This is a genomic window from Rhodococcus sp. P4_F5 (genome assembly GCF_056401315.1).
Genome location: NZ_JBFUJP010000076.1, coordinates 1 through 23,275, shown reverse-complemented (window position 1 = coordinate 23,275; position 23,275 = coordinate 1). Strand labels below are relative to the sequence as shown.

21 protein-coding genes are annotated in these 23,275 nt (G+C 71.3%); 14 read left to right on the top strand and 7 right to left on the bottom strand.

The genetic code is table 11. From position 1 onward, the window contains the following. The 3 genes from ctaD to AC1DU4_RS22205 form a co-directional block, all read left to right on the top strand. Positions 1-1,582 (top strand): aa3-type cytochrome oxidase subunit I (gene ctaD / locus AC1DU4_RS22215; RefSeq protein ID WP_477843533.1); only part of this gene is annotated, 1,582 nt, incomplete at its 5' end. An 89-nt stretch (positions 1,583-1,671) separates the two neighbouring features. Beyond that, a complete protein-coding gene (miaB, locus tag AC1DU4_RS22210; RefSeq protein ID WP_477843531.1) occupies positions 1,672-3,240 on the top strand; it encodes a tRNA (N6-isopentenyl adenosine(37)-C2)-methylthiotransferase MiaB in 1,569 nt (522 codons plus the stop codon). Beyond that, entirely contained in the window at positions 3,237-3,812 is a 576-nt protein-coding gene (locus tag AC1DU4_RS22205; protein WP_477843529.1) for an Rv2732c family membrane protein, read from the top strand. The genes miaB and AC1DU4_RS22205 overlap by 4 nt, the downstream gene beginning before the upstream one ends. A gap of 156 nt (positions 3,813-3,968) precedes the next feature. Here the strand turns inward: AC1DU4_RS22205 and AC1DU4_RS22200 are convergent, their stop codons facing one another. Further along, positions 3,969-5,309, bottom strand: coding sequence for a DUF349 domain-containing protein (locus tag AC1DU4_RS22200; protein WP_477843527.1), 1,341 nt, complete (start codon positions 5,307-5,309; stop codon positions 3,969-3,971). Between the two features lie 172 nt (positions 5,310-5,481). Between AC1DU4_RS22200 and AC1DU4_RS22195 the strand changes: the two genes are divergently transcribed. From AC1DU4_RS22195 to AC1DU4_RS22160, 8 genes are all read left to right on the top strand, one after another. Continuing rightward, on the top strand, positions 5,482-6,198 hold the full coding sequence (locus AC1DU4_RS22195) for a class III extradiol ring-cleavage dioxygenase family protein (protein WP_477843525.1): 717 nt from the start codon (positions 5,482-5,484) through the stop codon (positions 6,196-6,198). Beyond that, complete coding sequence (gene miaA, locus AC1DU4_RS22190; protein WP_477843523.1) at positions 6,186-7,103, top strand: tRNA (adenosine(37)-N6)-dimethylallyltransferase MiaA; 918 nt, start codon at positions 6,186-6,188, stop codon at positions 7,101-7,103. The genes AC1DU4_RS22195 and miaA overlap by 13 nt, the downstream gene beginning before the upstream one ends. After that, the gene (locus AC1DU4_RS22185; RefSeq protein WP_477843521.1) at positions 7,100-7,978 is read left to right on the top strand and encodes a TrmH family RNA methyltransferase; all 879 of its coding nucleotides are present in this window, start codon (positions 7,100-7,102) and stop codon (positions 7,976-7,978) included. Before miaA ends, AC1DU4_RS22185 begins: the two co-directional genes overlap by 4 nt. A 10-nt stretch (positions 7,979-7,988) precedes the next feature. Then, positions 7,989-8,858: a diaminopimelate epimerase gene (dapF, locus tag AC1DU4_RS22180; protein WP_477843519.1), complete on the top strand. Its 870-nt coding sequence runs from the start codon at positions 7,989-7,991 to the stop codon at positions 8,856-8,858. Between the two features lie 69 nt (positions 8,859-8,927). After that, positions 8,928-10,409, top strand: a complete 1,482-nt coding sequence (hflX, locus tag AC1DU4_RS22175) for a GTPase HflX (RefSeq protein WP_477843517.1) — start codon at positions 8,928-8,930, stop codon at positions 10,407-10,409. Positions 10,410-10,495: 86 nt separating this feature from the next. Then, complete coding sequence (locus AC1DU4_RS22170) at positions 10,496-11,578, top strand: hypothetical protein (protein WP_477843515.1); 1,083 nt, start codon at positions 10,496-10,498, stop codon at positions 11,576-11,578. 86 nt (positions 11,579-11,664) lie between these two features. Next, positions 11,665-12,990, top strand: a complete 1,326-nt coding sequence (locus AC1DU4_RS22165; protein WP_477843513.1) for an alpha/beta hydrolase — start codon at positions 11,665-11,667, stop codon at positions 12,988-12,990. Positions 12,991-13,461: 471 nt separating this feature from the next. Further along, positions 13,462-14,403 (top strand): VOC family protein, encoded by a 942-nt coding sequence (locus tag AC1DU4_RS22160; RefSeq protein ID WP_477843511.1) that lies wholly within the window; start codon positions 13,462-13,464, stop codon positions 14,401-14,403. A 7-nt stretch (positions 14,404-14,410) separates the two neighbouring features. Here the strand turns inward: AC1DU4_RS22160 and AC1DU4_RS22155 are convergent, their stop codons facing one another. Beyond that, positions 14,411-14,875, bottom strand: a complete 465-nt coding sequence (locus AC1DU4_RS22155; protein ID WP_477843509.1) for a MarR family winged helix-turn-helix transcriptional regulator — start codon at positions 14,873-14,875, stop codon at positions 14,411-14,413. A 416-nt stretch (positions 14,876-15,291) separates the two neighbouring features. On the opposite strand from AC1DU4_RS22155, the gene AC1DU4_RS22150 reads away from it, so the two are divergent. Then, the gene (locus AC1DU4_RS22150) at positions 15,292-16,179 is read left to right on the top strand and encodes an AurF N-oxygenase family protein (RefSeq protein ID WP_477843507.1); all 888 of its coding nucleotides are present in this window, start codon (positions 15,292-15,294) and stop codon (positions 16,177-16,179) included. 12 nt (positions 16,180-16,191) lie between these two features. Continuing rightward, on the top strand, positions 16,192-17,586 hold the full coding sequence (locus tag AC1DU4_RS22145) for a 4Fe-4S binding protein (RefSeq protein WP_477843505.1): 1,395 nt from the start codon (positions 16,192-16,194) through the stop codon (positions 17,584-17,586). Between the two features lie 43 nt (positions 17,587-17,629). Here the strand turns inward: AC1DU4_RS22145 and AC1DU4_RS22140 are convergent, their stop codons facing one another. The 5 genes from AC1DU4_RS22140 to AC1DU4_RS22120 form a co-directional block, all read right to left on the bottom strand. Beyond that, entirely contained in the window at positions 17,630-18,616 is a 987-nt protein-coding gene (locus AC1DU4_RS22140) for an NYN domain-containing protein (protein ID WP_477843503.1), read from the bottom strand. Positions 18,617-18,735: 119 nt separating this feature from the next. Beyond that, positions 18,736-18,993 carry an HPr family phosphocarrier protein gene (locus AC1DU4_RS22135; RefSeq protein ID WP_477843501.1) on the bottom strand — a complete coding sequence of 86 codons (258 nt, stop codon included), beginning with the start codon at positions 18,991-18,993 and terminating at the stop codon, positions 18,736-18,738. A gap of 66 nt (positions 18,994-19,059) precedes the next feature. Further along, positions 19,060-21,084 carry a PTS fructose transporter subunit IIABC gene (locus AC1DU4_RS22130; RefSeq protein WP_477843499.1) on the bottom strand — a complete coding sequence of 675 codons (2,025 nt, stop codon included), beginning with the start codon at positions 21,082-21,084 and terminating at the stop codon, positions 19,060-19,062. A 9-nt stretch (positions 21,085-21,093) separates the two neighbouring features. Beyond that, entirely contained in the window at positions 21,094-22,119 is a 1,026-nt protein-coding gene (locus tag AC1DU4_RS22125; RefSeq protein ID WP_477843497.1) for a 1-phosphofructokinase family hexose kinase, read from the bottom strand. Beyond that, positions 22,116-22,877: a DeoR/GlpR family DNA-binding transcription regulator gene (locus AC1DU4_RS22120; RefSeq protein WP_072844061.1), complete on the bottom strand. Its 762-nt coding sequence runs from the start codon at positions 22,875-22,877 to the stop codon at positions 22,116-22,118. Before AC1DU4_RS22120 ends, AC1DU4_RS22125 begins: the two co-directional genes overlap by 4 nt. Before the next feature lie 143 nt (positions 22,878-23,020). Here AC1DU4_RS22120 and AC1DU4_RS22115 point away from each other — a divergent pair. After that, the coding region (locus AC1DU4_RS22115; protein WP_477843495.1) for a phosphoenolpyruvate-utilizing N-terminal domain-containing protein at positions 23,021-23,275 on the top strand (255 nt) is incomplete at its 3' end.

The window sequence follows — 23,275 nt, the reverse complement described above, 5'->3', positions numbered from 1 at the left end:
GCTGATGCGGACCGAGCTCGCGGTTCCCGGGATGCAGTTCCTGTCGAACGAGCAGTTCAACCAGCTGTTCACCATGCACGGCACGATCATGCTGCTGCTGTACGCGACSCCGATCGTGTTCGGTTTCGCGAACTACATCCTGCCGCTGCAGATCGGCGCRCCCGACGTGGCGTTCCCGCGKYTGAACGCGYTSAGCTACTGGCTGTACCTGTTCGGCGCGCTGATCGCCATGGGTGGGTTCCTCACCCCGGGTGGCGCGGCCGACTTCGGCTGGACGGCCTACAGCCCGCTGACCGACGCGGTGCACTCGCCCGGCGTCGGCGCGGACCTGTGGATCATGGGCCTGGCGGTCGCAGGCGTCGGCACCATCCTCGGCGGCGTCAACATGATCACCACGGTGATCTGCCTGCGTGCCCCCGGCATGACCATGTTCCGGATGCCGATCTTCACCTGGAACATCTTCATCACGATGATCATGGTGTTGCTCGCGTTTCCGATCCTCACCGCGGCTCTGATGGGCGTGTTCGTGGACCGGCACCTGGGCGCGCACATCTTCGACCCGGCGAACGGCGGGACCCTGCTCTGGCAGCACCTGTTCTGGTTCTTCGGTCACCCCGAGGTCTACATCGTGGCGCTGCCGTTCTTCGGGATCGTCACCGAGATCATCCCGGTGTTCTCACGCAAGCCGCTCTTCGGCTACAACGGAATGGTCTACGCGACGATGTCGATCGCCGCGCTGTCGATCGCCGTGTGGGCGCACCACATGTACGCCACCGGCGCCGTGCTGCTGCCGTTCTTCTCCTTCATGACGTTCCTCATCGCCGTCCCGACCGGCGTGAAGTTCTTCAACTGGATCGGCACCATGTGGAAGGGGCAGGTCACCTTCGAGGCGCCGATGCTCTTCTGCCTGGGATTCATCATCACGTTCCTGTTCGGCGGCCTGTCCGGCGTCATCCTCGCCAGCCCGCCGCTGGACTTCCACGTCACCGACAGCTACTTCGTGGTGGCGCACTTCCACTACGTGCTCTTCGGCACCATCGTGTTCGCCACCTACGCCGGCATCTACTTCTGGTTCCCGAAGATGACGGGCCGCCTGATGGACGAGCGCCTCGGCAAGTGGCACTTCTGGACCACCTTCATCGGCTTCCACACCACGTTCCTGGTCCAGCACTGGCTCGGCAACGAGGGCATGCCGCGTCGCTACGCGGACTACCTGCCCAGCGACGGCTTCACCACGCTGAACACCATCTCCACGATCGGCTCGTTCRTCCTCGGTGCCTCCACGCTGCCGTTCRTCTGGAACGTCTTCAAGAGCTACCGGTACGGCGAGRTCGTCACGGTCGACGACCCGTGGGGCTACGGCAACTCGCTCGAGTGGGCCACCASCTGCCCGCCGCCGCGGCACAACTTCACCGAGCTGCCCCGGATCCGCAGCGAGCGCCCGGCCTTCGAGCTGCACTACCCGCACATGGTCGAGCGGTTGCGCGCGGAGGCGCACGTCGGAACCCGCCACCGTGAGCAGTCTGCCGAGCTCGTCGAGGTCGGGGCGGACGCGCCCGCCGACCGCGGTCCCGATGACTGAGCTCGCCCAGGCCGCCGCGGCGGCGGCTTCCCGCTGACGTCGGTACGCGGGATTCGGGCGGGTTCGGCCGGGGCCGTACCCTTGATGACGTGGACACGATCGACCGATACCTCCCCGACACGGCACCGGCGGCACCCGGAGACCCCGAGCGCCCCGAGCCCCGGAGTTACGAGGTACGCACCTTCGGCTGCCAGATGAACGTGCACGACTCGGAGCGGTTGTCCGGTCTGCTCGAGGACGCGGGCTACGCCAAGGCGGCTGCCGGCGCGCAGCCCGACCTGCTGGTCTTCAACACCTGTGCGGTCCGCGAGAACGCCGACAACAAGCTCTACGGCACTCTCGGCATGCTGCGTCCGACCAAGGCGTCGCATCCGGGGATGCAGATCGCGGTCGGCGGCTGCCTGGCGCAGAAGGACCGCGACACCGTCGTGAAGAAGGCGCCGTGGGTGGACGTGGTCTTCGGCACCCACAACATCGGTTCGCTGCCGACCCTGCTCGAACGTGCCCGGCACAACGAGCGGGCGGAGGTCGAGATCCTCGAGTCGCTCGAGGCGTTTCCCTCCACGCTCCCCGCCAAGCGCGAGTCCGCGTACGCCGGCTGGGTGTCGATCTCGGTGGGCTGCAACAACACCTGCACGTTCTGCATCGTGCCCGCGCTGCGCGGCAAGGAGGTGGACCGCCGACCCGGCGACATCCTCGCCGAGGTGCAGGCACTCGTCGCCGAGGGCGTGCTCGAGGTCACCCTGCTCGGGCAGAACGTCAACTCCTACGGGGTCTCCTTCGTGGACCCCGACATCCCGCGCGACCGGGGCGCATTCGCCGCCCTGCTCAGCGCCTGCGGGAACATCGAGGGACTCGAGCGGGTCCGCTTCACCTCCCCGCACCCCGCGGAGTTCACCGACGACGTGATCGAGGCGATGGCCGCCACCCCGAACGTGTGCCCGCAGTTGCACATGCCGCTGCAGTCCGGCTCCGACCGGGTGCTCAAGGTGATGCGCCGGTCCTACCGCAAGGCCAAGTTCCTCGGCATCATCGAGAAGGTGCGGGCCGCGATGCCGCACGCCGCGATCACCACCGACATCATCGTCGGCTTCCCCGGCGAGACCGAGGACGACTTCCTCGAGACCCTGGACGTGGTCCGGCAGGCCCGCTTCACCAGCGCGTTCACCTTCCAGTACTCCAAGCGCCCGGGCACGCCCGCGGCGGAGATGCCGGACCAGCTGCCGAAGGAGGTCGTGCAGGAACGCTACGACCGCCTCATCGCGCTGCAGGAGCAGATCACGCTCGAGGAGAACCAGAAGCTGCTCGGCGCCGAGGTGGAACTGCTGGTCGCGGCGGGGGAGGGCCGCAAGGACGCGGCCACCCACCGGATGAGCGGCCGGGCCCGTGACGGCCGGCTGGTGCACTTCCGCCCCGAGGGCGCCGGGTCCGTGGCCGGCGACATCCGGCCCGGCGACGTCGTCACCACCGTGGTCACCGGCGCGGCCCCGCACCACCTGATCGCGGACGGCCCGGTGCTCACCCACCGGCGCACCCGCGCCGGCGACTCGCACGAACGTGGCATCACGCCGAAGACCCCACCCATCGGGGTGGGACTGGGACTACCGCAGATCGGCGCGCCCGCGCCGCTGCCGACCGCAACGGGATGTGGAGCATGATCAAGGACAAGCACGAGGACCCGATCGAACATATCCGCAAGGACATCGAGGCGGCCGAGCGGAAGGTCACCTCGGAGATCGATCCCGGCATCCGCGGCGTCGTCGTCGCGGCCGGTGTGCTGGTGCTGCTGCTCAGCTTCACCCTCCCGCACACCGGGTCGGCCTCCGGCTGGGACGTGCTGGTCGGCAACGACGTCGCCCTGGGCGAGTCCATCGCGCTGCCGTCCCGGATCTTCGTCTGGCTGGCGCTGGTGTTCGGTGTGGTCGTCGGCGCGCTGGCGCTGGTCACCCGGCGCTGGACGCTGGCCTGGTTGGCCCTGGCCGGTACCGCCGTCGCCAGCGTGTTCGGGATGCTCGCGATCTGGTCGCGGCAGACCCTGTCCCCGGGCGACCCCGGCGCCGGACCCGGCATCGGCCTGGTCCTCGGCTGGATCACGGTCATGGTGCTGACCTTCCACTGGATCAAGGTGGTGTGGACCCGCACCTCCGTCCAGCTCGCCGCCGAGCAGGCGCGCCGGGAGCAGACGGCGGAGGCCGAGCGCCGGTCGATCTGGGGCGACGACGACAACTGACACCGGAGTTCGCCCGGTTCCGGGGCCTCACCGGCCCTGGGCACGCGAAACACAGCCGGCCAGACCCGGTCGAGCCCCGTGGGGCCCGCCCCGGTCTGGCCGGCTGTGTTTCGTGCGTGATCGTGCCGGTGGCGTCGGGCAGACGCCAGGCGGGCGTCAGCGCTCGTTGACCGCGCCCTCGGCCGCCTCGGCCCACTCGCGCCACTGCTGCGCCTGTGCGAGCGCCTTCTCGGCGTCCTTGGTCTTGCCCGCGGCGGTGGCCTTCTCGGCCTGCTCCTCGAACTGCGCGACCCGGTCGCGGAACTGCGCGGCCCGGGCCATCGCCTCCGGGTCGGTCCGGCGCCACTGCGAGTCGACCGCCTCGTGCACGGTCTTCTCGATGGCGCGCAGCTTGCCCTCGAGGTCGTGCATGCGCTCGCGCGGAACCTTGCCGATCGCGTCCCACTTCTCCTGCAGGTCGCGCAGTGCGCTCCGCGCCGCCTCGAGATCCCGTGCGGGATCGATGTTCCCGGCCTCGCGCAGCAGGGCCTCCTTGGCGACGGCGTTGTCCTCGAACTCGGCGTCCCGCTCGGAGGCGGCCGCATTGCGGGCCGCGAAGAACACGTCCTGTGCGCCCTTGAACCGCTTCCACAGGGCGTCGTCGGCGTCGCGCGGCGCCCGCCCGGCGGCCTTCCACTCGGCCAGCAGGTCGCGGAACGCACCCGCAGTCGGGCCCCAGTCGGTGGAGTCGGAGAGCGCCTCGGCGCGCTCCACCAGCTCCTCCTTGTGGACCTTCGCGGAGGCGCGGTCGCGGTCGAGTTCCGCGAAGTGGGCGCCGCGGCGCCGGTTGAAGGCCTCACGGGCCTTCGAGTACCGCTTCCACAGCGCGTCGTCGACCTTGCGGTCCACGCCGCGGATGGTCTTCCACTCGTCGAGGATTTCCCGCAGCCGGTCGCCGGCGACCTTCCACTGGGTGGACTCGGCGCCGATCTGCTCGGCCTCCGCGGCGAGTTCCTCCTTGCGGTGGGTGTGCTCCTCGCGCTCGTGCTCGCGCTCCGCCTTGGCCGCGACGGCGGCCTTCTCGGAACCCGCGATCACCACGTCGAGCCGCCGGGCCAGCGCGTCGAGGTCGCCGATCGCCGTGGCGGTCGGCAGCGACTCCAACAGCGCGACCGCGGCCGCCCGGGTCTTCTTCGCGTCGCCCGCCCCGGAGCTCAGCCGTGCCTCGAGCAGGCCCACCTCGGTGGCCATGTCGTCGTAGCGGCGGCCGAAGTGCGCGAGGCCCTCCGCGGCGTCGCCGGCCTGCCAGGATCCGATCTGGCGTTCGCCGTCGGCGGTCTTGACCCAGGCGGTGCCGTCGTCGTCGACGCGGCCGAACAGGCTCGGATCGCTCGGCGGGGCCACCGACGGCGCATGCGCGACCGCGGGACCGGGCCGTGGTGCCGCCGGCTTCGGGGCGCCGGGCCTGGGTGTGCCCGGCTTCGGGGCGCCTGGCTTGGGTGCGCTGCTGTCGGTCATGACTCCTCATCTCTGCCGCGCGTCACGGCTGCCGTGCCTCGTCTGTTCACACACCGTGCCCGCGGGGTTCGGCGTGTGCGGGTTCCATTCAACCCGGAACGAGCAGTAGGGACCATTGAAACAGTTCAGACCCCCAGAACGTGGATTCAAGGGTCGACTACCGTTGCGCAGTGTGTTCACCGCCGCGGCTCTGGTCTCCGCCCCACCCCTGTTGATTCCCGAACTTGCCGGTGCTGCGGCCGCCGAGACGGCGGACCTGCGGGCCGCCAGCCTGGCGGTCGCCGCCCGGCTCCGCGAGCTCGCGCCGCACTGGACCGTCGTCGGGGTCGGCGCCACCGAGGCCGAGCTGGGCCCGGACACGGCGGGCAGCTTCGCGGGCTTCGGCGCCGACGTCCGGGTCGCGCTGTCCCCGGACGCCGCCGCGTCGTCACGCCGTGACCTGCCGCTGGCGGTGCTGGTGGCGGGCTGGCTGCGCGCCCACGCCGCACCCGACGCCGCCGCCGACGCGATCGTCGTCGCCGCCGACACCTCGCCTGTCTACTGCGCCGAGGTCGGGGCCAGGCTCCGGGCCCGGCTCGACGCCGCGGACGCGCCCCACGGGGTGCTGGTGGTCGCGGACGGGGCCACCACGCTCACCGCCAAGGCGCCCGGCGCGTTCGACGACCGCGCCCCCGGCGCCCAGGCCGAGCTGGACGCCGCGCTGACCGCGGGCGACCTCGAGTTCCTGCGGCAGCTGGACCCGGTGGCCTGCGCGGACCTCGGCATCGAGGGCCGGGCCGCCTGGCAGGTGCTGGCCGGGCTGTTCGGCGACGACGCGCCGCGCTGCCGCACCGACTACCAGGGCGCGCCCTACGGCGTCGGCTACCACGTCGGGACGTGGGAACGGTGAGCGTGCGTCCGATCGCGGTGGTCGGGCCGACCGCCACCGGCAAGTCAGACCTCGGCCTCGACCTGGCGCAGCGCCTCGGCGGCGAGATCGTGAACATCGACGCCATGCAGCAGTACCGCGGCATGGACATCGGGACCGCGAAGCTGCCCGTCGACGAACGGCGCGGCATCGTGCACCACCAACTGGACGTGCTCGACGTCACCGAGACCGCGACGGTCGCCAACTACCAGCGCTCGGCCCGCGCCGACGTCGAGGACATCGCCGCCCGCGGCGCGGTGCCCGTCATCGTCGGCGGGTCGATGATGTACGTGCAGTCGCTGCTCGACGACTGGTCGTTCCCGGCCACCGACCCGCAGGTGCGGGCCAAGTGGGAGGCCGTCCTCGCCGAGGGCGGCGTCGCCGCCGTGCACGCCGAACTGACCCGGGCGGACCCGCAGGCCGCCGCGACGATCCTGCCGACCGACGGCCGCCGGATGGTGCGCGCGCTCGAGGTGGTGGAGCTGACCGGGATGCCGTTCGCCGCGTCCGCGCCGACCATCGGGGAACCGCGCTGGGGCACGGTCATCCTGGGTGTCGACCGCGACACCGCCGAACTCGACGACCGGATCGCCCTTCGCACCCGGGCCATGTTCGACGGCGGCCTCGTCGAGGAGGTCCGCGCGCTGACCGACGTCGGGCTGCGCGAGGGCGTCACCGCGTCCCGGGCCATCGGCTACGCGCAGGTGCTCGCCGCGATGGACGGCGAGTACGACCTCGACGAGGCGCACGAGCGGACGCTGATCGGCACCCGCCGGYACGTTCGCCGGCAGCGGTCCTGGTTCCGGCGCGACCCGCGTGTGCACTGGCTCGACGGCGCGGACGACGACCTGACCTCGCTGGCCCTGACGATTGTGGAGACCCCGTGACCAAGAAGACCACCCGCCCGACGCACGGCCACGACGCGAAGGTGACCGTGCGCAACGCGCGGTTCCAGCAGTGGCAGTCGTACCTGAGCACCCGGGCCAAGCGGACCAAGGCGGCCCGGTTCCTGATCCAGGGGGTGCGCCCGCTGACCCTGGCACTCGAACACGACTGGCCGGCCGAGGCGTTGCTCTACCGGCTCGACGGGCCGCCGCTGTCGGCGTGGGCGCGTGGCGTGCTCGAGGAGTGGCGGCACGAGAAGGTCGGTGTCAGCGGCGAACTCATGCGCGAGCTGGGGGAGAAGTCGGACAGCGACCCGGAGCTGATCGCGGTCGCGAAGACCCGCCAGCGCGGGCTCGGCTCGCTGACCCTGCGGGCCGCGGGCGACGCCGCGCCGCTGCTGGTGGTCTTCGACCGGCCCACCTCGCCCGGCAACCTCGGCACCCTGGTGCGCTCGGCGGACGCCTTCGGCGCCGACGCGGTGATCCTCACCGGCCACGCCGCCGATCCCTACGACCCGCAGTGCGTGCGGGCCTCGACCGGTTCGCTGTTCGCGATGCCGGTGTACGCGGCAGCCGACGCGAGCGAGGTGCTGGCCTTCCGGGATCGCCAGCGGGCCGGCGGGGTGCACCTGCGCGTCGTCGGCACCGACGAGGACGGCGACGTGCCGGTCTTCGGGCACGACTTCACCGGCGGCACGATCCTGGTGGTGGGCAACGAGACCCGCGGCATGAGCACCGGCTGGCGGCAGGCCTGCGACGTCACCGTCAGCATCCCGATCGGCGGGGCCGCCAGCTCGCTGGGCGCGCCGTCCGCCGGGGCGGTGTGCCTGTACGAGGCGGCGCGGCAGCGGATCCAGGCGCCGGCCGGCCCTCGGTAGCATGAGCGGCATGGATTTCAGCAAGGGTCACGGCACCGAGAACGACTTCGTGGTGCTCCCGGACCCGGACGTGCGCCTGGACCTGCGGGCGGACCGGGTGGCCGCACTGTGTGACCGCCGTGCCGGGATCGGCGGCGACGGACTGCTGCGCGTGGCCCGGACCGGCGCGCTGGTCGCCGCGGGGGTGCTCGACGCGGCCCCGGCCGGGGTCGGCGCCGACGACTGGTTCATGGACTACCGCAACGCGGACGGGTCGATCGCCGAGATGTGCGGCAACGGCGTCCGCGTGTTCGCCCACTACCTGCGCGCCACCGGCCGCGAGAGCGCCGACGAGTTCGTGGTCGGCAGCCGTGCCGGCGCCCGCCCGGTGGTGGTGCACCGCTGCGACGGCGCCACCGGCGAGGTGACCGTCGGGATGGGCGAGGTGCGCGAGCTGGGCACCTCCACCGCGACCCTGGACGGGCAGACCCTGACCGGGCTCGGCATCGACGTCGGCAACCCGCACCTGGCCTGCGTGGACGAGGGCCTCACCGCGGCGAAGCTGGCCGCGCTGGACCTGACCACGGCCCCGGTGTTCGACACGGACTTCTTCCCGCACGGGGTGAACGTGGAGATCCTCACCCCGATGGCGGACGGGGCGGTGGACATGCGGGTCTACGAGCGCGGCGTCGGCGAGACCCGCTCCTGCGGCACCGGGACGGTCGCCGCGGCCGCCGCCGCGTTGCGGTCGGCCGGGCGCACCGAGGGCGAGGTGCGGGTACGGGTGCTCGGCGGTGAGGTGCAGGTCAGCGTGCGCGGCGGCGTCGCCGAGCTGCGCGGGCCGTCCGTGCTCGTCGCGTCCGGGCAGGTCGACGACGCCTGGTGGGCGACGCTGGGCTGAGCCGCCGCGGGCGGCCGGCGGATAATCCGAGTGCGCCCGGCCGGGGCGACGTGGGACCATGGGTCTTGTATGACGAACACACATGAAGCAACGGAGAACTCCGACCGCGACCACGAGGCCGACACTGGCACCGGGCCCAGCCGGGACACCGGCTGGACGCGGCACGAACCGTCCACCGGCGAGATGCAGCTCGACGAGCGCAGCGCCCTGCGCCGCGTCGTCGGCCTGTCCACCGAACTCACCGACGTCACCGAGGTCGAGTACCGGCAGCTGCGCCTGGAACGGGTGGTGCTCGTCGGGGTCTGGACCCACGGCACGGCAGCGCAGGCCGAGGCCAGCATGACCGAGCTGGCGGCGCTCGCCGAGACCGCCGGCTCCGAGGTGCTCGAGGGCCTGGTGCAGCGCCGCGACAAGCCCGACGCCGCCACCTACATCGGCTCCGGCAAGGCCAACGAACTGCGCGAGGTGGTGATGGCGACGGGTGCCGACACCGTCATCGCCGACGGCGAGCTGACCCCCGCGCAGCTCAACGCGCTGGAGAAGGTGGTGAAGGTCAAGGTCATCGACCGGACCGCCCTGATCCTCGACATCTTCGCCCAGCACGCCACCTCCAGCGAGGGCAAGGCGCAGGTCGCGCTCGCCCAGATGCAGTACATGATGCCCAGGCTGCGCGGCTGGGGTGAGTCGATGTCCCGGCAGGCCGGTGGCCGTGCCGGCAAGGACGGCGGCGTGGGAACGCGTGGACCGGGCGAGACGAAGATCGAGACCGACCGGCGCCGGATCCGCGAGCGGATGGCCAAGCTGCGCCGCGAGATCAAGGAGATGAAGGGCGCCCGCGACACCAAGCGCACGCAGCGGCTGCGCAACGAGGTGCCGTCGGTCGCGATCGTCGGCTACACCAACGCGGGCAAGTCGAGCCTGCTCAACTCCCTCACCGGCGCGGGCGTGCTGGTGCAGAACGCGCTGTTCGCCACCCTCGACCCGACCACCCGCAAGGCGGAGTTCGAGGACGGCCGGCAGTACGTGCTCACCGATACGGTCGGCTTCGTCCGGCACCTGCCCACCCAGCTCGTCGAGGCGTTCCGCTCGACCCTCGAGGAGGTCACCGACGCCGACCTGCTGGTGCACGTCGTCGACGGGTCCGACCCGCTGCCGACCGAGCAGATCAAGGCGGTGCGCGAGGTGATCACCGCGGTGCTCCGCGAGACCGACGCCCCGTCGCCGCCGGAACTGTTGGTGGTCAACAAGATCGACGCCGCGGACCCGGTCACCCTGACCCAGCTGCGGGGCCTGCTGCCCGGGGCGGTGTTCGTGTCTGCGCGCACCGGGGAGGGCATCGCCGAGCTGCGCGAGACGCTCTCGGAGCTCGTGAAGGCGCCGGAGGTTGAGCTGACCGCCCTGGTCCCGTACACCCGCGGCGACCTGATGGCCCGAATTCACGCCGATGGGCGCATTCTCGGGTCCTCGCACGAGCCGGAAGGCACACTGGTGCGCGCGAAGGTGCCGGAGGCGCTGGCCTCCGCACTCCAGGAGTACCGACACAGCGCCTGACCGGACAGGAACGGACATGACGGAACCGGGCACTGCTGCCTGTGCCGACGCCGCGGGCACCGCGGCCGGATCAGCCGGGCGCGCCGATGCGTAGCCGGCTGGCGCTGCTCGCGCTGGCGGCGGTCGGGTCGGCCGTGGTGACCGCGGCCCCGGCCGGGGCCGCGCCGGACTCGAGCGGTTCCACCGGCTCCGCCGGTTCCTCGACCGGTTCCCAGGTGTCCGACGCCCGTTTCGAGACGCTCTGCACCCCGACCGACCCCGGTCTGGCGGAGATCTCCGGACTCGTCTCGACCGGCGGCACGATGTACGCGATCGGCGACAGCGGCACCGACGACGAGGTGTGGGTGCTCGACGACCAGTGCCAGGTCACCGGCACGGTTTCGGTGCCGCCGACCCCGTTCGACGTCGAGGACATGGCCATGGCCGGCGGCCGGCTCTGGCTCGCGGACACCGGCGACAACACCAAGGTCCGCCAGCAGGTGTCGCTGACCGACCTGGACCCCGTCACCGGCGCCGGCGCGAGGCACCTGCTCACCTACCCGGACGGCCCGCACGACGCGGAGACGCTGCTGGTCGGCCGCGACGGCCGGCCGGTGATCGTCACCAAGGAGATCCTCGCGGCCAGCGGCATCTACCGACCGGCCGGCGGCGCGACGCTGGACCAGCTCGGCCCGGGCCCGGCGCCGCTGCAGCGCATCGGGCAGATCGCCTACGCACCCACCGACACTCCCGGCAGCCCGATGCCGGTCGCGGGGTCGATCCTGGTCACCGGCGGCGCGGTCAGCGCCGACGGCCGGGTCGTCGCGGTGCGCACCTACACCGACGTCTACCTCTACCCGGCGCCGGACGGCGACGTCGCGGCCGCGCTGACCGGCGCGACGCCGGTGCGGGTCCCGATGCCGAACCAGCCGCAGGGCGAGGCCATCGCCTTCACCCCGGACGGCGACCTGCTCAGCGCCTCGGAGGCGAACGGCGGTCCGCTGCCGCCGATCCAGATCCTGCGCGGCGCCACCGGGCTGGTCGACCTCCCCGCGCCGCCGCCCCCAGTGGTGGCCGCGGCGCAGGCCGACTCGGGCGCAACGGGCGCGGTGGTCGCGGTCGCGGCCGGCGTGGGTGCCGCCGCGCTCGGCGGCGGGGCGCTGTGGTTCCGGGCCCGCCGGGACGCGTGACCGCGCCGCCCGGAACTGACTGTGCGGTGGCCGCGTCCGCCGTGTCCGATTGGAAGTAGGGCCGCCGGTCCCGGGATACTGGCCCGATGCAGTCCGCCCATCACCTGCTGACCACGGCGTCACACCTGTCGGTCACCGGCAGTTGGGCGTTGGTCGCGATGCTGGTGGTCGGCGCGCTGGGCGTGGTGGGGCTGCTGGTCGCGGTCGGCCGGATGCGCCTGCGGGCCCTGGCCGTGGTCGCGGCCGCCACGGTCGCCGGAGCCACCGGGATCGCCGTCACGGTGTGGGCGGCCTACCGGCCGTTGCCGCTGCAACTGTCGGCGTGGGACTGCGTCGCCGTCGCCGCCGCGCTGCTCGGGATTCTCGCGGCCGTCGCCGTTCTCGCCCGGGGCCCGCGTCCCGGTCGCGTGATCGTGGCTGCCCTCGCCGCGGCGGCGGTGTGCGTGCCCGCCGCCGGGGTCGTCAACAGGGACACCGGCAGCTTCCCGACTCTCGGTGCCGCCGTCGGACATCGCCCTCCGCCGACCGTCCACGTCGTCGACTTCGCGGCGGTGCCGGGCCCGCAGCCGCGGGTCCAGTCGGGGTGGCCGACGTCGCGGGCCTGGCAGCCGCCGGTGCGGCGCACCGCGGACGGCGTCCTGACCCATGTGGTGATCCCGGGGCCGGCGTCCGGGTTCTCGGCGCGGCCTGCGCTGGTGTACCTGCCGCCGGCCTACCTGGACTCGCCCCGCGCGTTGCTGCCGGTGCTGGTGCTGGTGGCGGGGAACCCGGGCAGCCCGGACGACTGGCTCGGCAACGGGCTGGCCGACTCGGTGACGGCGTTCGCGGCCGCGCACGACGGACTCGCGCCGGTGGTGGTGGTGCCCGACGCGCTGGGCGCCCAGGACGCCGAGCCGCTGTGCCTGGACTCGCGCCTGGGCAACGTCGACACCTACCTGGCCGTCGACGTGCCCGCCTGGATCGGGCAGAACCTGCAGGTGGACACGGACCCGCGGGCCTGGGCGATCGGCGGCTACTCGTACGGCGGGACCTGCTCGATCCAGTTGTCCGCCAACCACCCCGGCGTGTACCCGACCTTCCTGGACATCTCCGGCCAGGACGAGCCGTCGCTGGGCGATCACCCCGGCACCGTCGCGGCCACCTTCGGCGGGGACGAGGTGGCGTTCGCCGCGGTCAACGCCCGGGACGTACTGGCCCGACGCGGGTTGCCGGGTGTGGCAGGCGTTTTCGTGGCCGGCGCGGACGACGAGGAGTACCGGCCCCAGCAGCGGCGGATGTACGCCGCGGCCCACGCGGCCGGCCTGGACGTGCGCTACTACGAGCTGCCGGGCGGGCACACCGGTCAGGTGTGGGCGCCCGCTCTGGCCGGCGAGCTGGACTGGCTGGCCCGGCGGACCGGTCTGCTGGCGTAGTCCGGCTGATCCGGTGAACTGACGAATCGGTTTCGTGCTCGACGGAATCGACACCTGGGCCAGGATCGAACCTGGACGACACGAGCGTCGGCGGCGCCGCGCGCGGGCAATGTGATTCCGGTGGTTTGCCGCATTCAGTTCGTCGCCAACCTCGCGTGACCGCCATATCGAGGGGAGCGACATGCGAACTGACACGACGAACCGCCTCGCCAACGCCTTTGCCTTCGAGGTGCTCAGTCCCGAGGGTTTCGAGGCGGTGCGAGACATCTCCTCGAGCGGGGCTGTCGGTAGTCGGTGATGCAGCCCGCCGCGCGAACGATCCGGTCGGTGGACTTCGTCGAGTCGGCAGGCAGACAACAAGCTGCAAATAGGTTGGGTTGCCAATCGTTTGGTTATCAATGTAATTTCCTCCGTACAGCACCGAAGTGGCGGAGACGGTCCTCGGGCGCACCGAACGAAGGAGTTGCCAACATGATTCAAGAGCTGTCCTACATCGGCATCGGCTCGCCGCGGTCCGAGGAGTGGCGGACCTACGGAACGGGACTTCTCGGCGCGATGCTCGCACCGGACGGGCCGGACGGGGCGGTCCGGCTCGCGGTCGACGACATCAACTACCGAATTGCGGTCCACCCCGCAGCGGAGGACGAGTTCCGTTACGCGGGTTGGGGGATGGCCAACGAGACCGACCTGCACGAGTTTGTCGACCATCTCGTATCCCGTGGGGTCGCGGTGCACTCGGGCGAACCCGGCCTGTGCCAGGAGCGGGAGGTGGCGGAGTTGGCCTGGTTCGAGGATCCGTGGGGGATCCGGCATGAGCTGACCTGGGGGAAGGCCGCGACACCACTGTCCTTCTCGGCCGGCCGGACCATGCGCGGTGGATTCGTCACCGGCGACCAGGGTCTCGGGCACGTCGTGTTCCAGGTGCCCGACATCGAGGAGGCCAACCGGTTCTACGTCGACGTCCTGGGATTCCGGCTGTCCGACCGGATCACCACGAAGTACGTCGGTGTGCGCTTCTATCACGTCAACGGCCGGCATCACTCGCTCGCGCTGTCGGAGTATCCCGGCCACGTGGGTTTCAATCACCTGATGCTCGAGGTCGAGCACTTGGACGACCTGGGCAGGATGATCGACCTGGTCGAGGAACATGACGTCGACGTGATGCAGTCACTCGGCCGGCACACCAACGACCTCATGACGTCGGTCTACATCGGAAGCCCGTCGGGCCTGCAGATCGAGTACGGGCACGGCGGTCTCACTGTCGACGACCTGAGTTGGGTCGCGCGTACCTACAACCGGCCGAGCTACTGGGGGCACAAGCTCTCCGACGCCGCGAAGTCGCGAGGCCCGGGGATCGTGAAGCCGATCGCCGTAGACGGCCTCGTCGCCGCGGCTGGGGGCGCGCCGCGGTGACGCCGCCCTAACGCGTGGAGTTCACGGCGTCCGCGGCGTCGTACACGCGGGCCGCGATCCTGTTGAGGGACGCGAGGTCCTGGGCGGAGAGACCGCCGAACACTGCGGTCTCGACGCCGTCGAGCGCACGGTCCGTGTCGATCAGTTTCGCGAGGCCGGCATCGGTGATCGTCACGATCTGACGACGACGGTCTGCGGGATCGCGCTCCCGGATGACGAGCTCGCGATCCTGCAGTCCGTCGAGGTAGGCCACGATGTCGGCGGGGTTGACCACGACTCGCAGTGCAAGTTCCTTCTGATTGCACGGACCGGCCTCGTGCAGCGTGCTGAGAATCGCGTGCTGATTGGGTAGCAGTCCGGCCGCTGCCAGGGTGTCCGCATAGCACTGGCGGACCTTCATTGCCGCTCTGACCAGGGCGTATCCCGGGCGGTCGGAGAGTCTGGGAGTGCTGGCAGGGTCCGAGGAACTCATGGCGTCACTATAGGACACCTAAATTCTGGGTGTCCCAACTGTTTGCTCACCATGTGAATGGCTCGCCGAATTGATGGCAGGGCAGACGGCTTTGTGCTTCCGGTGGGAGTCGGCCGGCGGTCGACATCTCCCGTCGCCGCGCCGGTCCGGGCGAGGGCCGGCGCGGTTTCTGTCCGGCATGTTACCGAGTGCCAATACGTCACCCGGTCACGAACGCCCGTATGATTCAGGCGACACTGCGCAGGCAGTATCTAAACAGTAAAGAGAACCTATTCCTTTGTTCAAGGCTCCGCCCCGGGCGGCGGCCGAGTATGTGGTCCCGTGCTCGAATGAGTGCGGGCCGGAACCTGCAGTTCCGCATCGAGACAGTGATCGAATCGAATACTGATTGCAACCGAATTGAGGAGTAGGGAAGGATGACCGCTTCCGAAAGCGACGCGATATTCAAGACCCTTTTGGAATCCGCCAAGCGGTTGTCCTTCGATTCACGGAGTCCGCTGGTCTGCCAGGCCGAACCCGGCGACGACGAACGTCACGGCATGACACCGGAGTGGTCACCGCTCTTCGGCACCCCGATGTGGGACGCCATGTCCGAGGCGGAGCGCGTCCGACTCACCAGAAGCGAAGTGGCCCAGTTCCTGGGCGTCGGCATCTGGCTGGAGGTGGGCCTGCAGGTGGCATTGCTGAGGGCGAGCCACAGTGCGAATCCGGCACGACCGGACGTCAAGTTCCTCTTCAACGAATGTGCGGACGAGAACCTGCACTCGTTGATGTTTGCCAACGCCGTCGAAAGCATCGGATCGAAGTTCCATCCGCGTGACCGCATGCTGGACTTCTTCGGCTGGGTGTTCCGCCACATCGCCTGGGACGAAGTGGCGTACGGCGTCGTCCTCGCCGGCGAAGAGATCTTCGACGTCATGCAGCGTGACTGGATGACGAGCGACGACGTCGCCGCACCGATTCGCCGCGCGGCCTACATCCACGTTGTCGAGGAGTCCCGGCACATGGCGTACGCGCGTCAGAAGATCCGTGATCGATTGATCGGGATCTCCCGCTTCCGCCGCTTTGTGAGCACACTGATCATCGCGGTGGGAACGCACCTGGTCGCCAAGGGACTGGTCAATCGACGGGTGTACGACGCCCTCGGTCTCGACTGGGACGTCGTGAGGTCGAATATCGACGGAAACGAACACCACCGCATCATGTTCCGCAGGGCCGCGGAGCCGTTCATCGAATTCCTGAGCAAAGAAGGACTGCTGAATTTCGGCGCTCGATGGATCTACCGAAAGTCAAACCTTCTCTGAGCAGGAGTCGTCGTGACCCACGTCATTTTGGGGAATTGCTGTAAGGATGCCTCGTGCGTGCGGGTATGCCCGCAGAACTGCATTCATCCCGCCCCCGGCGAGGACGGCTTCGCCTCCGCCGAGACGCTTTTCATCGACCCCGACTCGTGCATCGACTGCACCGCATGCGTCGAGGCCTGCCCGGCCTCGGCCATCAAACCCGAGCATGCGTTGACCCCGGCCGAGCGCCCCTACGCCACCCGCAACAGGGAGTTCTTCGCGCAGATCCCCGTCGTGCCGCGCCCCCGACCGCGCGCCGTCTTCGAACTGCCACTGGCAGGCCCGAGCGACAGGCTCGAGGTCGCCGTGGTGGGGTCGGGGCCGGCTGCGATGTACACCGTTCGCGAGCTCCTGCGGCGATCGACGTCGATCCGCGTCACCGTCTACGAGCAGTACGACACCGTCGGGGGCCTGCTGCACCGGGGTGTGTCCCTCGACCACGTCGGGGTGCGCGCGATGATCAGGCTGTTCGACGTGCCGTTCCGCGACGACCGCGTCACGATCGTGCACGACACCGAAGTCGGCGTGGACATCTCGATCGACGACCTCCGGGCGAGATTCGACGCCGTCGTGCTCGCCTGCGGGGCCTCGCAGCCGCGCCAGCTCGGGCCCGCCTCCGCCGGCGGCGGAATCCGCCAGGCCATCGACATCCTGGTCGCCGAGAACTGCGGGTCCGCGGGGTTTCCCCCGCCCGCGCCCGCCGGACCCGCGTGCATCGTGATCGGCGCGGGAAACGTTGCCTTCGACATCGTCCGGTGGGTCGCGAAGAATCGCCACCGAGCTGCCGCGGGCGAACAGGTCAGAGAGCTGGTGGTCCTGTCCAGGTCGGCTCCGGCAGGAGCCTCGTTCACTCCGTCTGCGTTCTACGAGCTTCTCGACCTCGAACACACCGAGGTGCTGATCGACGGCGCCGGTAGCGTGCCCCGCGCCGGCGCGGACAGTTCGCTGCTACGCGAGCTGTCGCACCTGCCTCCCACCGACGTCCACGGCATGCGCGGGCTGCCGGCCGACGCCACGGGTCTCCTGCGCGTCGTCTTGTCGTTCGGACAAGAGGTGGCCGACCTCGCACAGACCGACCTCGGCGCCGTCGAGGTCACGACGACGGCCGGTCGTGCCTTCCGCGCGAACTCCGCGATCTGCGCCACCGGGTTCACCACCAAGCGGATCGACGGTGTCCCACTGGACACACGCGGGGTGGTGCCCAACCGGAGGGGACAGGTGATCTCCCACGACACCGGCGAACCGGTCGAGGGACTGTACGTCGTCGGCTGGGCGAAACGAGGCGCGTCCGGCGGCGTCGGCGACAACCGCATCTGCGCGGCCGAGACCGTGGCACAACTCGCGACGGACCTGCGCTCGCGGGTGTGACCTCCGGCGATCACCACGCCCATCGGTCCGGGTAAGTCCTTGCTCAGTCCTCGTCGTACTTCACCCAGAAGCGCGCACGCAACCGGTACCGGATCCCCTCGTCCAAGTCGTACCGCTGCATCACGTCGGACGCGTCGAGCAGGAGTGCGCGGTCGATGTCGCGGGGTATCGACGGCTTCGCACGCTGGAGTTCGAGCTTGTCGTCGGCAGTGGCGCTCTCGTGGAACGAGGCGAGAACCCGCATCACGACCTCGTCGATCAGTGGATCTTGCTCCGTGTCGTCGCCGTATCCGGGCAGCACCTGGGCGGGGGATCCGCTCGAGACGCTGTAGGCGAGCACGCTCGTCGGGCGTGGAGCTGTCGGGCCGTGCGGAATACCAGCGAGGTCGAGAGGGGTCCTGACAGTCGGCCGCGCCGCCGCGACCAAGGACCGAGTCTGCGCGGGCGTCGGTTCTGGCGCGACCGCCTCGGGCGCCGGTTGGCGATCGACCTTCATGACTGCAGCATCGATCGCGGTGCCGTCGATGTTGTCGAGCTCGTCGGCGGCCCGGATCAGGTGCCGGCTCACGCCATGGGACTTGCCGCCCACTGTGGGCACGGCGAGCAGCACGACCTGGACCCCGTGTACCTGAGCCTCTTCGACTGCTTCGGTGAGGTCGTCGTCGCCCGAGACAAGGAAGAACACGTCGGATGCGCCGTTGCGCGCGTGGGCCACGAGGTCGAGGCCGATGCGAAGGTCGACCCCCTTCTGCTCGCCGTTGACGCCGAACCGTCCGAGCCGGAGCTTCACCTTGGCGAGCTCGCCGATGCGCTCCTGCTGCACATCGGGGACGCCGTTTCGGGCCGAGTCGTACCAGTGCACCCGCAGCACCGGCAGGCCCGACCTGGCTTCTGCCGCGTCCACCAGTGAGCTGATCAGCTTGGAGTACTCGACGTGGATCCCGCTGCGCAGCGAGGTGCCGGTGACGCGAGTCGCGGCAGAAGCGAGCAGGTACCCGGTATCGATGTACAGGGAGCAGGTCGACCGCATCCGCTCACTATGGCACGCAGGGCCGACAGTCGCGGGGGAGTGCATGACTTCGGCGAATTCGCTCGGCCACCACTGCAACTCGTTGGTGTCGCAGTGGTGGGGCACACGGGGCGGCGGGGTCAGGCGTCGAGGTCGGCGGCGACCAGCTTGGCCACGGCGTCGACGGCGGACTGGTCGTCGCTGGTGACGGTGACCTCGACGCCCTGCGTCGCGCCGAGGGTCATGATCATCAGGGCCGAGCCGGCGTCGACCGGGTCGCCGCCGGTCACCGACAGGGTGACCGGGACCCCGGCCGAGGTGACCGCTTCGGCGATGACGGCGGCGGGGCGGGCGTGCAGGCCGATGGACGAACCGACGGCGACGGTGGTGCTGGGCATGGTGTGACCTTTCCTCGGTGGAGATTTCGATGACGGGACTTGCGGGTTCGGTTGCGGGGCAGCCGATCAGGCGGCGACGGGGACGAGTTCGTCCGCCGACTCCGGCTCGCCACGACGGCGGAGGAACTGCTTCGCCAGCACCACCGCGACCGCGGCGACGACCATGCCGGTGAGGATCGAGATCAGGAACCAGGCGATGTTGCCGATCGCGAACAGGACGAAGATGCCGCCGTGCGGGGCGCTGAGGGTGACGTCGGTGGCCATGATCAACGCCCCGGTCACCGCGCCGCCCGCCATCATCGACGGGATCACCCGCAGCGGGTCGGCCGCGGCGAACGGGATGGCACCCTCGGAGATGAACGCGGCGCCGAGGAACCAGGCCGCCTTGCCGTTCTCCCGCTCCGCCTCGCTGAACAGGCCCGGCCGGATGGTCGACGCGAGTGCCATCGCCAGCGGCGGCACCATGCCGGCGGCCATCACCGCGGCCATGATCCGCAGGGTCGCCGGGTCGGTGACGCTGAGCCCGGCTACGGCGAATGCGTAGGCGGCCTTGTTGACCGGGCCGCCGAGGTCGAAGCACATCATCAGGCCGAGGATGATGCCGAGCGCGACGGCGGAGCTGCCGGACAGACCGCCCAGCCAGTTGGTCAGGCCGCTGGTGATCGCGGCCAGTGGCCGGCCGAGCACCATGAACATCAGCGCGCCGACGGCGAGGGTGGCGAAAAGCGGGATGACCACCACCGGCATCAGGCCGCGGAGCACCTGCGGCACCCGGAGCCGGCCGATCCACAGCGCCGCGAAGCCCGCGATGATGCCGCCGACCAGACCGCCGATGAAACCGGCGCCGACGAAGACCGCGACCGCGCCGGCGGTGAAACCCGGTGCGAGGCCGGGCCGGTCGGCGATGGCGAAGGCGATGTAACCGGCCAGCGCCGGGACGAGGAAGCTGAACGCCAGCGAGCCGAGCTGGTAGAGCACGGCGCCCAGGTAGGTGCCGAGCCCGCCGTCGGGCAGGTTCCACAGCGAGTTGTCGAGGACGATTTCCTTGGCGCCGCTGGAGATCTCGTACCCGCCGAAGAGGAAGCCGAGCGCGATCAGCAGGCCGCCCGCGGCGACGAACGGGATCATGTAGCTCACGCCGGTCAGCAGGATCTGCCGCAGCCGGGTGCCCCAGCCGACGTCCGAGGCCGCCTCGGCGGTGTCGGTTCCGGCGGCGGTGCCGGCCACCCGGGCGGCGGACGGGTCGTCGGCGGCCCGCACGGCCTCGGCGAGCATCACGTCGGGCTCGTTGATGGCGCGCTTGACGCCGGACGCGACGACGGGCTTGCCCGCGAAGCGTTCCCGGCCCTTGACGCCGACGTCGGTGGCGAAGATGACGGCGGCCGCGCCGGCGATCACCTCGGGGCTCAGCGACGTGCCGCCGCTCGAGCCCTGGGTCTCCACCCGCACCGGGACCGACGCCCGTTCGCCGGCCGCGACCAGTGAGTCGGCGGCCATGTAGGTGTGGGCGATTCCGGTGGGGCAGGCGGTGACCGCGACGACGTAGCGCGCGGAGGTCGACGGTGCGGCGACGGGCGTCGGTGCGGGTGCGGGGGCCGGTGCGGCCTGCCCGGGCACCTCGAGGCCGAGCGCCTCGTGCACCAGCGCCACCACCGCGTCGGCGTCCGGGGCCRCGCGCAGCGACGCGACGAACTCGGGCCGCACGAGCGCGCGGGCCAGGCCGGAGAGCAGCTTCATGTGTTCGGCACCGGCGCCCTCGGGCGCGGCGATGAGGAAGACCAGGTCGGCGGGACCGTCGGGGGCGCCGAAGTCGACCTTCGGCTGCAGCCGTGCGAACCCGAGGGAGGCGGCGGTGACCGCCGCGGACCGGCAGTGCGGGATGGCGATGCCGCCGGGCAGCCCGGTCGCGGACTGCGCCTCGCGGGCCAGGGCCGCCACGCGCAGGGCGTCGACGTCGGTGGCGCGTCCGGCCCCGGCGAGCCGGGCCGCGAGCGAGCCGATGACCGCCTCCGTGTCGGCGCCCAGGTCGGCGTCGAGGGCGATCAGCTCGGCGGTGATGATCGCCGGGGAATCTGCGGTGGGAGTGGACATGTCGGGTCCTCAGTGCTCGGCGGCCGGGTCGGCGACCGTGGTGGATGGTGCGGCGGCCCCGACCGTCGGATTCGGGGCGTCGAGGGTGGTGACGACGACGGCGTCGCGGTCGACCTGGTCGGGGCGGGGGAGGGCGGTGCCGGGCAGGCCGGCGGCGGCCGTGCCGTAGGCCACCGCGAGCTGCAGGGCCCGCGGAGGGCTGTCCCCGGCCACCTGCGCGAGCAGGTAGCCGGCGAGCGCGGAGTCGCCCGCGCCCACGGTGCTGCGGGGGGTGATCCGCGGGGCCCGGGCGAACCAGGCGCCCTCGCCGGTGACCAGGACGGCGCCCGCGGAGCCGAGGGTGGCCAGCACCGCGCCGACTCCCCGCTCCAGCAGGGCCCGCGCGGCCAGGACGGTCAGGCTCGGGTCGCCGGCGTCGGCGGCCGCCTCGAGCGCGCCGGCGTCGTAGCCGGTCAGCTGGGCCAGCTCCTCGGAGTTCGGCTTCACCAGGTCCGGCGCGGTGCCGGGGAAGCCCGCGGCCAGTGCGCGCAGCGGGACGTCGGAGGTGTCCACCGCGACCGCGCAGGGCAGCGCCCGCAGGGTCCGCACCAGGTGGCCGTACCAGTCGTCCGGGGCCCCCGGCGGGAGCGAACCGCACAGCGCGACCCACCGGGCGTCGCCGGCGTGCTCGGCGAGCAGGCGGGTGAGCGCGTCGAGTTGGCCGGTGTCGAGGGGGTGCCCCGGTTCGTTGAGCTTGGTGGTGGTGCCGTCCGGTTCGGTGACGGTCAGGTTGCCCCGGACCGGTCCCGCGGTGGGCACCAGGTGGTGCGCGATGCCCCGGTCGGTGAGCGCGGCGACCAGCGGGTCCTCGGCGCGGGCGGGCAGGATCGCGACGGCCGGGCACTGCGCCGCCGCGACCACGCGGGCGACGTTGACGCCCTTGCCGCCGGGATCGGTGCTGGTGGCGACGGCGCGGTGCACCGCGCCGCGCTCGAGCCGGGTGGCCAGTTCGACGGTGCTGTCGAGGCTGGGGTTGGCGGTGAGGGTGACGATCATGCGAGGACCACCTCGATGCCGCGGGCCTCGAGTTCGGTGCGGGCACCGGGATCGAGGTCGGTGTCGGTCACCAGCACGTCCACGGCGTCGACGGCGGCGAAGCTCACCAGGTCCTCCCGGCCGACCTTGCTCGCGTCGGCGACCACCACCACCAGGTTGGCGCAGCGGACCAGGGCGCGTTTGACGGCGGCCTCGTCGAGGTCCGGGGTGGACAGCCCGTGGTCGACGGTGAGGGCGTTGGTCCCGACGAAGGCGACATCCACGCGCAGGCCGGCGAGGGTCGCGACGGCCTGGTCGCCGACCACCGCCTGGGTGACGCCGCGGACCCGGCCGCCGAGCACCTGCAGGCTGTGCTGGCCCGCGCACCGGGCGGCGACCGGGATCGAGTTGGTGACCACGGTCAGCTCGCGCTCGGCGGGGAGCAGCGGCGCGATCCGGGCCGTGGTGGTGCCGGCGTCCAGCACGATGCTGCCGCCCTGGCCCGGCAGGTAGGCCAGCGCCGCCGCGGCGATCCGGTCCTTGGCCTGGGCGTGGCTGTGTTCGCGCTCGGTCAGGCCAGTCTCGCCGAGCGTGATCGCGGTGGCCGACACGGCGCCGCCGTGCACCCGGCGGATCAGGCCGAGCCGGTCGAGGGCCGCGAGGTCGCGGCGGACCGTCTCGGTGGTCACCTCGTAGGCCTCGGCGAGGTCGGCGACCGAGACGCGACCGCGCTGGCCGATCAGCCCCGCGATCGCCTGCTGTCGCTCTTCCGCGTACATGTGGCCTCCTGCCCGAAGTAATGTTGGTTTATGTTGTTTTACGCCTGTATGTGTTGACATGTCAATGCATTGGAGTAATCCTCGTCACAGTGCTTGTGTCGAGTGACGTGGGAGTCGTAATGGGAACGAGCCGAGGAGTGAGCATGACCGGGTCCGAGCGAGGAAGCGCTGCGCCGCAGGTGGACGGCGGTGCGGACGTGCTGGCCGGCACGCCGGTGGTGCCCGGGGTCGGCTACGGCCCGGTGATCCGGCCCGGCGGGCGGCCCGCGATCCCGGACCGCGGCGCCGACCTGCCCGAGGCCGACCGCCCGGCGGAGAAGCGGCGGTTCCTCGCGGCCGCGGAGACGGTGTCCGCGCGGCTGCTGGCCCGGGCGGACGCCGCCGCGGCGCCGCCGCGG

Excerpts from the sequence above, each read along its gene's own strand:
- AC1DU4_RS22150 (WP_477843507.1), top strand. The coding sequence starts at position 15,292 with ATGACCGCTTCCGAAAGCGACGCGATATTCAAGACCCTTTTGGAATCC.
- dapF (WP_477843519.1), top strand. The coding sequence starts at position 7,989 with ATGGATTTCAGCAAGGGTCACGGCACCGAGAACGACTTCGTGGTGCTC.
- AC1DU4_RS22160 (WP_477843511.1), top strand. The coding sequence starts at position 13,462 with ATGATTCAAGAGCTGTCCTACATCGGCATCGGCTCGCCGCGGTCCGAG.
- AC1DU4_RS22170 (WP_477843515.1), top strand. The coding sequence starts at position 10,496 with ATGCGTAGCCGGCTGGCGCTGCTCGCGCTGGCGGCGGTCGGGTCGGCC.
- AC1DU4_RS22155 (WP_477843509.1), bottom strand. The coding sequence starts at position 14,875 with ATGAGTTCCTCGGACCCTGCCAGCACTCCCAGACTCTCCGACCGCCCG.
- AC1DU4_RS22140 (WP_477843503.1), bottom strand. The coding sequence starts at position 18,616 with ATGCGGTCGACCTGCTCCCTGTACATCGATACCGGGTACCTGCTCGCT.
- AC1DU4_RS22200 (WP_477843527.1), bottom strand. The coding sequence starts at position 5,309 with ATGACCGACAGCAGCGCACCCAAGCCAGGCGCCCCGAAGCCGGGCACA.
- AC1DU4_RS22125 (WP_477843497.1), bottom strand. The coding sequence starts at position 22,119 with ATGATCGTCACCCTCACCGCCAACCCCAGCCTCGACAGCACCGTCGAA.
- AC1DU4_RS22205 (WP_477843529.1), top strand. The coding sequence starts at position 3,237 with ATGATCAAGGACAAGCACGAGGACCCGATCGAACATATCCGCAAGGAC.
- AC1DU4_RS22165 (WP_477843513.1), top strand. The coding sequence starts at position 11,665 with ATGCAGTCCGCCCATCACCTGCTGACCACGGCGTCACACCTGTCGGTC.
- AC1DU4_RS22135 (WP_477843501.1), bottom strand. The coding sequence starts at position 18,993 with ATGCCCAGCACCACCGTCGCCGTCGGTTCGTCCATCGGCCTGCACGCC.
- hflX (WP_477843517.1), top strand. The coding sequence starts at position 8,928 with ATGACGAACACACATGAAGCAACGGAGAACTCCGACCGCGACCACGAG.
- AC1DU4_RS22120 (WP_072844061.1), bottom strand. The coding sequence starts at position 22,877 with ATGTACGCGGAAGAGCGACAGCAGGCGATCGCGGGGCTGATCGGCCAG.